This is a genomic window from Glutamicibacter sp. V16R2B1, from assembly GCF_005774635.1.
GTDB lineage: Bacteria > Actinomycetota > Actinomycetes > Actinomycetales > Micrococcaceae > Glutamicibacter > Glutamicibacter creatinolyticus.
This window is the reverse complement of record NZ_VATX01000037.1, coordinates 1-8,667: the sequence shown is the minus strand read 5'-3', so window position 1 is coordinate 8,667 and position 8,667 is coordinate 1. Positions and strand designations below refer to the sequence as shown.

The following is an 8,667-nucleotide window of genomic DNA, read 5'->3' as shown; positions in this document are numbered from 1 at the left end:
CGTCCTCATCACGCCCGACGACCTCGACGCCACCCTGTTGGAGATCCGCGGCGGTGTCGCCGTGTGACCCCGTCTCGTCGTCCACGGGCGGTCTGCCAGTCTGGCGGGCCGCCCGTACCCGTTTCGCCCGAGAAGTGGCCTTCCAGATCGTGGACAGGCCCACATCGAGCACCTCGGCAGCGGTATCCGGACCGACGATCCCCGCGTAGTCGGCGATCGCAAGCGCCCGTAGGTCCCCTGCCCGCCGTTGCAGCTCGTGGGCCTGCCGGTTGGCTTCCTCGACGGCTAGATCGGCGGCGCGGATGGCGGCTAGGGCTTCGTCGGGGGTCACAGGTGAAGGTTACCGCGCCGAAGCAAGAAAAGCGGGTAGCGTACGCTCTACCCACCGGGTAGAGTTGACGATGTAGAACGGGGGTTTCCATGCAGCGTGGCGGTAGAATCCGAGACGTCTCAGACTGGTCCGCCGGACGAACCCGCGGACGCAACTCAAGCCGGGCCGCCCAGCGCGCAAATGCACTCAGGGAGCAGATGGAAATGGGATCAAAGTTCGCCCACGACGAAGCTGAGCGGCTCGGCCCGGAACCAGTGTCGGCCCACGAGAGGCTCACCCACACGGTGCAGGCGTTCGAAGGAACACCGGACAGCGAGTTCGCGGTCGTCGCCACCTCGGGTGTGTACGGGGAGGGTGTGAAGACCGGTCTCACCTGGGGTGACCTGCGGGCACTCCTCGCTGCGCTGCCGGAGCGTGCCTGATGCCCGCAACGGACTGGGTTGTGGTCGGCGGTGTCGTCGCCGAGTTCGACCAGCGCTCCGTCATGCGCAACCGTGTCACCTTCACCACAGTCGTGCGTCTCACCGCCACGCAGATCGTGTGCACCTCGGGAAACCGGTACCGCCGCGACAACGGCAGGTCTGTCGGGCAGCGGGGAGTGGAAATTCGACCTGTTGACGATCGGCAGGTTCGCGACTCGCTCGCCATCCAGCGGATGGAGCATCTTCACTTCCGCCTCGACGGCTTGTTCAAGAATCTGGGCGGTGGCGAGCAGGGCTCTCTCACGGTTCTCGACGCGGTCGAGCAAGAGATTGCCGCCGTCCGGGCTGCGATTGCTAACCAGGCTGGCGCTAAGGACATCTGATGAACCCGAATGACATCGAGATCTACGACGTGACCCACGCCCTGTTCGAGCAGGCCGCGGCGGGCGACGAGTTCACCGTGGCCAAGCACGGTGAGCCAGTGGCCGTTGTCATCGGCTGGGACCGCTGGCAGGAAATCCAGACAGCACTTCGGGAGGGCTGATGGAGCCGACGAGAGCTGACGATGACCACCCGTGGGATGGGTGGGACGACGAGGAGTACGAGCGATGAAGGCAACCCGCGAGCGTCTCGGCCTGCTCCGCGCCGCAGCTGACGGTCGGATCGAACGAGACCACTCCGGCTACATGCGCCGCTCCTACCCGCGGGTCGACCAGGACGTGACCGCAGAGGTCAAAGCCGCGATCGTCGACGGCCATCTTTCAGTCCCGGATCTTGCCCCAGTTCTGCACGCGACCGCCCGGGTCGAGCTGACCGACGCCGGCCGGGCGTGGCTCGACGCCCACCCCGAGAAAGGAGCCTGACCGTGTGGAAGCTGGGCGAGAAGTGGCAGATGGCCGAGCAGCTGTTCGACGACGACTTCTTCGACAAGCCGATGCCGTACCGCTGGTGGCTGTGGGAGGGCCCAGACGGCGACCCGCTGAATGGCGGTCTTGCCTACTCGGCTGAGGACATGGACCGGCTTGGTGTTACCGCGAACCTCCGCGAGCCCCACCCCGACCTGCGTCTGATCGACGATCCGTCGATCGGCCGGGTGTGGGCGTGCTTCGGCTGCGGGAAGGGCCTGCCTGAGCAGTTCCGCGCGCTGGCGGTGACCGGATGAGCCGCGCCGCCGAGCGGATCGCCCAGTTGGACCAGGACGCCGAACGTGAAGCCCGCGAGGATCTGATGCTGTTCGCTGTCGCCGAGGTTCTCGCCGAGCATGTGCCGTGGCGTCAGGCGATCGGCCCTGCCCGGCAGGTCATCCAGTCGCGTGCAATCAGACACGATGTGGGTGCCGAGAAGCTATCTGCCGAGCATGTGGAGAACCTGCTGGCCTGCACTCTTGACCAGTCGGTGGCACGTGCCTGCGCGCCGATCATCGCCCAGTTTTTGTGATCGTCCGGCGCGGCGCCCCAACCGCCAAGCAGAGCCGCCGCGCCGAACACCCCGTCCCCACCAGGAGAAGGAGCACCCCATGATGCCCCGTCTACGCCGCGCGCTCGACGCGACGGCTGACAACGCCCTGCTCGTCGCCGCGGTCGCGCTGGCCGTGGCCGTGTTCGCCCGTGAGGGCCACCGCGGACTGGACGGTCACGCCTGATGGCCCGCCGCTACGCCTACTGGGTGAACTATCGAGTCGACGTGCCGGGGAAGGGGAGCGGCGAGTCGTCTGGGGAGTTCTTCCTCGCAAGTCCCCTGACCCGCGGCGATCAGGTGGTGGAGCTGTGCCAGATCATCAACAACAGCCTCTATGGAGGCGGGTCGACTGTCGCCGTCCGTACCTTCCAGCTCCTCCGGGAGGTGTGATGGGCCTGCGGTACACGGCCCGGCCGAAGGTCGGCTGAGGGCGTTCTGTTCGCGGCCCCGTCTGCCTCCCGTGGGGGTGGGCGGGGCTGCTGCCGTTGAGGGGGGTGGTCGGACCCGTCGTGGCGTGCGGCACTGGACCGTCCGCCCCGTTCCTTGCGTAGCATGCTTGACTCTCAGGTGTAGCGGGCTATAGATTCGACGCATGGCGACAACGCAGATCACCCGGACAGCCGAGACCGACCCCACGAGCGGCACGGTCATGGACGTCTGGACGGTCGACGACATCGCCGAACTCAAGGTCGAGCAGGCCACCGGCGAAATCCTCTGGGTCTGGACCCACGAGGACCACCGCGAGCAGGGCCACGCCACCGCCCTCTACCGGCAGGCCCACGCCGACCTGAACGGGCAGATCTACCACGCCCCCGACGGGCACCGCACCGACGACGGCGACCGCTTCGCCACCCGCGTCGGCGGACCCACCCTCACCTGCGGCTGCTGCGCCGACCTCGACGACGACTCCTACCAGGAGGACTGACCCCCATGACCACCACCGCGACGACCGGCCCGGCCGGTTCGGTCCTGCCGGATCCCGGCGATATCTTCCAGGTCGACCTGATGTGGTACCTGGCTGATGGCACGTTCCACCAAGAGCTGCGCGAAATCCTCGTCCTCGACGTGACCATCGTCGATACCGAGCCCGAGCCGCGCACCACGCGACCTGACGTCGCCCATCCGCACTTCACCGACCGTGGCGACGGCGCGGTGCTCGTCTGGGCGCTGATGGAAGGCACCGGGACCAACTGGCTGCCCGCAACCACGAAGATATTCCGCACGTTCTTCCCGGCGATGCGGTTCCCCGAGATGCCAAACAGGGTCATTGACTGGGGACGCGGTCACACCGCGACCTACCGGGTGTCGATCGTCAGCCACGTCGGCACCTACAAGCCCCGGGACCCGAAGGGCAACGCGATCGAGCACCTGCGCGAGGCCGCGCTGCGCTCGCTGGAGAATTTCCAGCCCGAGCCGGAGCGACTGCGCCGGTCGCTGCGAGCGCTGACGGAGCGGATGGAGATCCTGCCCGCAGAGCGGGACGACCTGATCCGTCAGGCGCTGGCCCGCCGGGTCCGCGTCGAGGACCTCGCCGCAGACGCTGGACTGTCCCCCGCGCGGATCTACCAGATCCGCGACGGCCGCCGCTAACCAACCACCACCCAACCGCTACGGGGAGTCGATCATCATGAGCACCATCGCCGAGCAGGCACTTCGGACCGCAGGCTGGACCGACGAGATCCTTCCGCCCGGACCCACGGGGGAGCACGGAACTCGCATCGTGGGCGCGGACGGCTCGACAATCGCGCTCTGGCAGGGCAGCCGCGAATGGTCCGCCCAGATCTACGTGCACGACACCGAGGATGGCTTTGTCGGCTGGAGGGTGTCCGGCGACCTGGAGAAGGTGGCTGCCGCCGCCGTGACCCGGGGTCGCCAGCAGTCCGCGCTGCACCTGTACGACGAGAGCATGAACCGGATCGGACTCGCCACCGACGAGCAGATCGAAGCCGCCGAGACCACTGACGGCGGATGGATCTGGCTCGACCCCGACGACCGGCCGGTCAGCGTCACCGAGTACGACGAAGACACCGTGACCATCGACTATGGGCCGATCGGCGGCGGCGGCCACGGAGTCGGCGAGACGAGGTCACGCGAGGGATACCGGCAGGTGTGTGTCGCCTGAGCTGGCCAGGCTATCCTGAACTCTCCCCACGCATGTGGGGGTGATCCACTGAGCGAGGGAGATCCGCGAGGACCTCGGTTCACCCTCCCCACGCCCGTGGGGGTGCACGCGAACCGCCCCGGCCGATCTGGCCGGGGCTTCGTCGTTCCTGACCCCGGACGCGAAGGATCAGCTCCCGCCAGCGATCAGTTCACCACCAAGCAGGCGCTGCGCGGTCGCCGCATCATCCGCGTTGTACGCGGCAGCCGTCCACGCATCCCCGACGATCAGATAGGCCCCCGCCTCGGCGGCACCGCGGAACTCGGCAACCCACGAGTCCCGGTCGGCCGGAGCCGCGTACACATCGAGCCGGACCTGCCCATCAGTCGTCCCACCAACGGTTCGCAGCCACACAGTGCGCGCCCACCGCGACGACAGGTTGGTCGTCGACTCTTCGACGAAGGCGTCAGGCGCCTGCGCCTTCAACTTGCCTGTGAGTTCGTCGAGGACCACAGGCCCGTCGACCGGTGCGGCCGGCGGCACGGTTGTCGCGGTCGCGAACAGGGTCTCGCGAACGAGCCCGCCCGCCGGTGCGACGGTGTCGTCGTCCCCGCCACCCCCGCAGGCCGTGAGCGTGAGACCGGCGGCAAGCAAGACGGCGGCAAGGTTGCAGGTGCGGCGCATGATGGTCCCCCCCGAATTGTGACTGTGACGACGGGCACCTTACTGGGTGTGCGGGGGCAGGTACGACAACGCCCCGGCCCCTACGGGCGTGGGGCCGGGGCTGTTGTCGTGTTGTCAGAACGCCGGCTGGTCCGGCGCCGGCTCGGTCGGGGCCTCGTCGTCCGGGGTGACCTCCACCGGCTCACCCAGCGCGAAGCTGACGCCGGTCACATCGCCCGGGACGACGTCGACTGCGACCGACCCGCGGTAGGTCACCCCGGCGTCGGTCACGCCCTCGACGGACAGGACGGCGGTGCCGACGGTGCCGGTCGCGGCCACCTCGCCGGAGAAGCCGTCCTCCGCGACGGTGAGCGTCAGGACGTCCGGACGGTCGACGGTGAAGGTGGGCGCCGCGCCGCCGAGCGACACGGCGTTGCCGACCTCGTCGACACCGCTGATGCTGAACGGGATCTTCTTGTCTGCCTGAAGGGTGGCCATGAACTGGGCTCCTGTCGGGTTGCGGTTGGTTGAGAGAGGGGACGGGTGGACAGGTGGGAGCGGGCGCGGGCGATCGGCCGTGGGGCCGATCCGCCACAGCACCCGCGGGGGGTGCAGGCCGGGGATCCGCGCCTCGACGATCAAGTCGAGGTCGCCGAGTGGGATCCGCATCAGGCCCTGGACTCGGCGCGGATCTCGTCGACGGTGGCGGGGGCGTAGACCGACCGGCGGGTCACGAACGACGTGATCAGCAGCAGGATGATGCCGGCGACGCCGGTCACCCGGTCGGTGGTCGCGGTGTCGAACTGCCAGACCCCGATCACGGTCAGGAAGCCGATCACGTACTTGAGGAAGTCGAGGATGGCGACGGGTTCGTACCTCATGGAGTTCTCCTTCGGGGTGGGGTTCACGAGGTGCGCGTGGCGTAGATCGCGCGGAGCCGTCCGCCTGCCGCCTCCGCGAACGCGGCCAGCGCCACCGGGTCGGTTTCTGTGCGGATCGCGGCCAGGAGCCGCTCTGCGGTCAGCGGCTCGCCAGCCGGATGCTGCGCGAGAACCTGCGCCAGCTGCCGGCCCAGGGCGGCCACGCCGTCGGCGCTGGCCTTGGCGTGGTTGAACGTCTCCTGCGCGGTCCGCAGGGTCTCCCGGCTCGTACCGGGCCAGGTCGTCTGCCCGGGACCGGTGCCCTCGTTGAGCACCTTGCGCAGGGTGGCCTCGTCCATGTCGTCCTCCTCGGCTGCCGCCGGCCGGCTCGCTGATGTCGTGGGCCCGCCGGGCACGTCGGCGAGGATGTCGGCCCGCTGGGCTTTGCGGATCTCTCCAGGGCACCCGGGATGCGATCCCCAGGCCGTCCCGCCCATCCCGTGCCAGCCGAGCCCGGTCACGCCCGGGGATTCGGCGAGCTGGAGATCCCAGCCCCATCGGTCGTGGCCCCACCGGTAGAGCCGGGCGAGTGTGCCGAGCTGGGCGGCGGTGAGCCCCTCGCCCGGAAAGCCTTCGGTTTCCACCGAGTGCCAGTGGGCGTTGCCGGCGGCCTGCGCCCATGCGACCCGATCGGCGGGGACGTACTGCTCGATCGCGCCGGACTTCGCCACCCACCAGTGCGACGACGCCTTGACGTCGGCGCGGGCGAACCATCCCCAGGGGCTGTTGTCGCCTGCCTGGACGTGGAGGATCAGCCCGCGGGACAGAGTGAGCGTGCCGCCCATGTCCTGCGTGAGCGGCCGGCGGACGACTCCGGGCGCCCACAGCGTCTCCGGTGGCGGGGTGGCCCGGGCGACCGCCGCCGGCGGGACGAGCAGCGTCCGCATTGCTGGCGCCGCCGGCAGGTTCTGGTAGCAGGTGAGCGCCATCGTCACCGGTCCCCGGGGAGCGGCAGCGGGCAGCGCAGGCCGGGCTGGTCGTCCGTGCCGGGGCCGTACAGCTGGTAGTAGACGCCGCGGGATTCGATCTGTTCCGGTGTCAGCCCCACCACCGGCCGGCTGAGTGCGGCGTACATGACGGCGCACAGCGGGATGCGGACCGAGTCGACCGCGGTCTCGATGCGGTGGGACCGTTCGAGGTTCTCCTCGACTCGATCGTCGAGCCCCGCACGTTGCTGCCAGACGGTGGCGAGGAGGAAGCCGAGCAGTGCAACCGCGGCCACGAACGACACGGCGACCGCCCGCCAGCGCGCCGGGTGGATAGGCGGGTCAGGCTGATTCGTCACGGCGCTCATCTCCCTGCCGCCCAGGCGACGGCGAGCCAGATCCAGGTGGCGACGACGAGTCCGACGACCGCCCAGTTGAGTCGGACCCACCGCGCGGCCTGCTGCCCCATTCGGACAGCCCGATTGCGCCAGGAAGCCCGAACAGGCCTGCGGCGATGCCGCAGGCGATGGGATTCCACTCCCAGCGGATCACCTGAATGGCGATGATCGCCGTCGCCAACGAGGCGTAGAACGGGTCGCGCACCCGCCCCCACCACGTCGGGCCTCGACTGGCCATGCCGTCCCCTCTCCGGGTGTGATGCCGGCATCACGCGAGCGTTCCGATCACGTACAGGTCCCCGGGGCCGCGCAGAGCGATCTCGACGAGGTGGCCAGCGGCCGGGGTGTAGGAGGCGAGATAGCGGATGCCCGGGATCGGGGTCTCGCCGTCCATGCGGATGGTCAATGTCGGAGGGCTGCCTCCGTCGACGGAGACGACAGTCCCCTGCGCCCATGGGCCGGACGGCTGCCCGCGGGCCGCGCCGGCGTTGATGGCGCGTGCCGCCCGTCGGGTGAGGATCTGCCGGGGGACGCGGAACTGGCCGACGTGATCGGTCATGCTGCCTCCAGGGCGATCTGTGAGCGGCAGGTCAGGGTGGCCGCGGTGCCGACGTCCAGCGGCATGGTCAGCGAGGCAATGGGGACGGTCCGGTCGACGCCCAGCCAGGTCGTGGCGAGCACGTCACCGGCGTCGTGCGCCGGATGCGGGACCGTGGCGGCGGTCATCGCGTCGTTGCGGCCGAGCCAGTGGGCGAGGCGGGTACGCGCGACGAGGGCGGCGTGGTCGACGTCGGCGATGGAGCTGTCCGAGTAGATCTCGGTGACCTGCCCGTACTCGTCGCCGTTCCAGAAGGTCGGCGACGTCGGGTCGCTGTCGACGGCCAGCGCGCGGGGAATATCGGTGGTGTTTCCCGAGGATTCGCCGACGGCCAGCACCGCGTTGTAGCCGGGTTCGTCGGCGACGGCAACCCGCGTTTCGGGAAGGAGCCAGGAGTTGGTTCCGTCGTACCGCCAGTCGGGGCTGCCCATGGCGAGGACCCGGTCGCGGATGATGAGCCGGCCGATCTGGTCGAAGAACACTTCGCAGCCGATGGTGGCGGCGAGTGCCTGGACCGCTTTCCACGGGTCGTCCCGCTCCGTGTAGACGACCGGTCCGAGGGTGACGAATTCGTTCGACGTGGCGATCTGAACGTCGACGTCGTAACGCAGCCGGTCGACGACCAAGTCTCGGATGGCCTGGATGTAGCTGGTACCGGCGGGGATGACGTAGGTGCGCCAGAAAGCATTGCGGGCGACCCTGCGGCTGCGGTCGTTGACGCCGATGGAGAACTTTGTGCGCAGCTCTGGGTCGACGCTGGAGACGACCAGCACGCCGAGCGGGATCAGCTCGCGGGTGCCGTCCGGGTAGATGACGCCGCGGGAAACGGCCAGCTCAACAGGGGGTACGG

General features: G+C 69.2%; 19 protein-coding genes. 11 read left to right on the top strand and 8 right to left on the bottom strand.

Annotation, left to right across the window (positions count from 1 at the left end; all coding sequences use genetic code 11):
• The coding region (locus FDN03_RS15545; protein ID WP_138178504.1) for a hypothetical protein at positions 1-331 on the bottom strand (331 nt) is incomplete at its 3' end.
• Between the two features lie 203 nt (positions 332-534).
• Between FDN03_RS15545 and FDN03_RS15540 the strand changes: the two genes are divergently transcribed.
• From FDN03_RS15540 to FDN03_RS15495, 11 genes are all read left to right on the top strand, one after another.
• The gene (locus FDN03_RS15540) at positions 535-753 is read left to right on the top strand and encodes a hypothetical protein (protein WP_171021288.1); all 219 of its coding nucleotides are present in this window, start codon (positions 535-537) and stop codon (positions 751-753) included.
• Entirely contained in the window at positions 753-1,136 is a 384-nt protein-coding gene (locus FDN03_RS15535) for a hypothetical protein (protein ID WP_138178502.1), read from the top strand. The genes FDN03_RS15540 and FDN03_RS15535 overlap by 1 nt, the downstream gene beginning before the upstream one ends.
• Positions 1,136-1,297: a type II toxin-antitoxin system prevent-host-death family antitoxin gene (locus FDN03_RS15530; RefSeq protein WP_138178501.1), complete on the top strand. Its 162-nt coding sequence runs from the start codon at positions 1,136-1,138 to the stop codon at positions 1,295-1,297. Before FDN03_RS15535 ends, FDN03_RS15530 begins: the two co-directional genes overlap by 1 nt.
• 64 nt (positions 1,298-1,361) lie before the next feature.
• A complete protein-coding gene (locus FDN03_RS15525; RefSeq protein WP_138178500.1) occupies positions 1,362-1,616 on the top strand; it encodes a hypothetical protein in 255 nt (84 codons plus the stop codon).
• 2 nt (positions 1,617-1,618) lie between these two features.
• Positions 1,619-1,915 (top strand): hypothetical protein, encoded by a 297-nt coding sequence (locus FDN03_RS15520; RefSeq protein ID WP_138178499.1) that lies wholly within the window; start codon positions 1,619-1,621, stop codon positions 1,913-1,915.
• Positions 1,912-2,190, top strand: coding sequence for a hypothetical protein (locus FDN03_RS15515; protein ID WP_138178498.1), 279 nt, complete (start codon positions 1,912-1,914; stop codon positions 2,188-2,190). The genes FDN03_RS15520 and FDN03_RS15515 overlap by 4 nt, the downstream gene beginning before the upstream one ends.
• Before the next feature lie 79 nt (positions 2,191-2,269).
• The gene (locus tag FDN03_RS16985; protein WP_283205495.1) at positions 2,270-2,395 is read left to right on the top strand and encodes a hypothetical protein; all 126 of its coding nucleotides are present in this window, start codon (positions 2,270-2,272) and stop codon (positions 2,393-2,395) included.
• Complete coding sequence (locus FDN03_RS15510; protein WP_138178497.1) at positions 2,395-2,601, top strand: hypothetical protein; 207 nt, start codon at positions 2,395-2,397, stop codon at positions 2,599-2,601. Before FDN03_RS16985 ends, FDN03_RS15510 begins: the two co-directional genes overlap by 1 nt.
• 259 nt (positions 2,602-2,860) lie before the next feature.
• Positions 2,861-3,136 (top strand): hypothetical protein, encoded by a 276-nt coding sequence (locus FDN03_RS15505; RefSeq protein WP_138178496.1) that lies wholly within the window; start codon positions 2,861-2,863, stop codon positions 3,134-3,136.
• 5 nt (positions 3,137-3,141) lie between these two features.
• A complete protein-coding gene (locus FDN03_RS15500) occupies positions 3,142-3,801 on the top strand; it encodes a hypothetical protein (protein WP_138178495.1) in 660 nt (219 codons plus the stop codon).
• Positions 3,802-3,838: 37 nt separating this feature from the next.
• Positions 3,839-4,333, top strand: coding sequence for a hypothetical protein (locus FDN03_RS15495; RefSeq protein ID WP_138178494.1), 495 nt, complete (start codon positions 3,839-3,841; stop codon positions 4,331-4,333).
• A gap of 168 nt (positions 4,334-4,501) precedes the next feature.
• On the opposite strand, the gene FDN03_RS15490 is transcribed toward FDN03_RS15495, so the two are convergent.
• From FDN03_RS15490 to FDN03_RS16495, 7 genes are all read right to left on the bottom strand, one after another.
• Complete coding sequence (locus FDN03_RS15490; protein WP_138178493.1) at positions 4,502-4,996, bottom strand: hypothetical protein; 495 nt, start codon at positions 4,994-4,996, stop codon at positions 4,502-4,504.
• A 114-nt stretch (positions 4,997-5,110) separates the two neighbouring features.
• Positions 5,111-5,473, bottom strand: a complete 363-nt coding sequence (locus FDN03_RS15485; protein WP_131803050.1) for a hypothetical protein — start codon at positions 5,471-5,473, stop codon at positions 5,111-5,113.
• A gap of 170 nt (positions 5,474-5,643) precedes the next feature.
• Positions 5,644-5,856 carry a hypothetical protein gene (locus FDN03_RS15480; RefSeq protein WP_071083497.1) on the bottom strand — a complete coding sequence of 71 codons (213 nt, stop codon included), beginning with the start codon at positions 5,854-5,856 and terminating at the stop codon, positions 5,644-5,646.
• A 23-nt stretch (positions 5,857-5,879) separates the two neighbouring features.
• Positions 5,880-6,824, bottom strand: a complete 945-nt coding sequence (locus FDN03_RS15475; protein WP_138178492.1) for an N-acetylmuramoyl-L-alanine amidase — start codon at positions 6,822-6,824, stop codon at positions 5,880-5,882.
• Between the two features lie 2 nt (positions 6,825-6,826).
• A complete protein-coding gene (locus FDN03_RS15470) occupies positions 6,827-7,189 on the bottom strand; it encodes a hypothetical protein (RefSeq protein ID WP_138178491.1) in 363 nt (120 codons plus the stop codon).
• Between the two features lie 298 nt (positions 7,190-7,487).
• A complete protein-coding gene (locus FDN03_RS15465) occupies positions 7,488-7,778 on the bottom strand; it encodes a hypothetical protein (RefSeq protein WP_138178490.1) in 291 nt (96 codons plus the stop codon).
• Positions 7,775-8,667 (bottom strand): hypothetical protein (locus FDN03_RS16495; protein WP_171021287.1); only part of this gene is annotated, 893 nt, incomplete at its 5' end. The genes FDN03_RS16495 and FDN03_RS15465, both read right to left, overlap by 4 nt.

What these genes read in the sequence shown, in the direction of transcription:
- FDN03_RS15490 (WP_138178493.1), bottom strand. Translation starts at nt 4,996, where the DNA reads ATGCGCCGCACCTGCAACCTTGCCGCCGTCTTGCTTGCCGCCGGTCTC.
- FDN03_RS15515 (WP_138178498.1), top strand. Translation starts at nt 1,912, where the DNA reads ATGAGCCGCGCCGCCGAGCGGATCGCCCAGTTGGACCAGGACGCCGAA.
- FDN03_RS15500 (WP_138178495.1), top strand. Translation starts at nt 3,142, where the DNA reads ATGACCACCACCGCGACGACCGGCCCGGCCGGTTCGGTCCTGCCGGAT.
- FDN03_RS15510 (WP_138178497.1), top strand. Translation starts at nt 2,395, where the DNA reads ATGGCCCGCCGCTACGCCTACTGGGTGAACTATCGAGTCGACGTGCCG.
- FDN03_RS15535 (WP_138178502.1), top strand. Translation starts at nt 753, where the DNA reads ATGCCCGCAACGGACTGGGTTGTGGTCGGCGGTGTCGTCGCCGAGTTC.
- FDN03_RS15470 (WP_138178491.1), bottom strand. Translation starts at nt 7,189, where the DNA reads ATGAGCGCCGTGACGAATCAGCCTGACCCGCCTATCCACCCGGCGCGC.
- FDN03_RS15505 (WP_138178496.1), top strand. Translation starts at nt 2,861, where the DNA reads ATGGACGTCTGGACGGTCGACGACATCGCCGAACTCAAGGTCGAGCAG.
- FDN03_RS15485 (WP_131803050.1), bottom strand. Translation starts at nt 5,473, where the DNA reads ATGGCCACCCTTCAGGCAGACAAGAAGATCCCGTTCAGCATCAGCGGT.
- FDN03_RS15495 (WP_138178494.1), top strand. Translation starts at nt 3,839, where the DNA reads ATGAGCACCATCGCCGAGCAGGCACTTCGGACCGCAGGCTGGACCGAC.
- FDN03_RS15525 (WP_138178500.1), top strand. Translation starts at nt 1,362, where the DNA reads ATGAAGGCAACCCGCGAGCGTCTCGGCCTGCTCCGCGCCGCAGCTGAC.
- FDN03_RS15475 (WP_138178492.1), bottom strand. Translation starts at nt 6,824, where the DNA reads ATGGCGCTCACCTGCTACCAGAACCTGCCGGCGGCGCCAGCAATGCGG.
- FDN03_RS16985 (WP_283205495.1), top strand. Translation starts at nt 2,270, where the DNA reads ATGATGCCCCGTCTACGCCGCGCGCTCGACGCGACGGCTGACAACGCC.
- FDN03_RS15540 (WP_171021288.1), top strand. Translation starts at nt 535, where the DNA reads ATGGGATCAAAGTTCGCCCACGACGAAGCTGAGCGGCTCGGCCCGGAA.
- FDN03_RS15530 (WP_138178501.1), top strand. Translation starts at nt 1,136, where the DNA reads ATGAACCCGAATGACATCGAGATCTACGACGTGACCCACGCCCTGTTC.
- FDN03_RS15480 (WP_071083497.1), bottom strand. Translation starts at nt 5,856, where the DNA reads ATGAGGTACGAACCCGTCGCCATCCTCGACTTCCTCAAGTACGTGATC.
- FDN03_RS15465 (WP_138178490.1), bottom strand. Translation starts at nt 7,778, where the DNA reads ATGACCGATCACGTCGGCCAGTTCCGCGTCCCCCGGCAGATCCTCACC.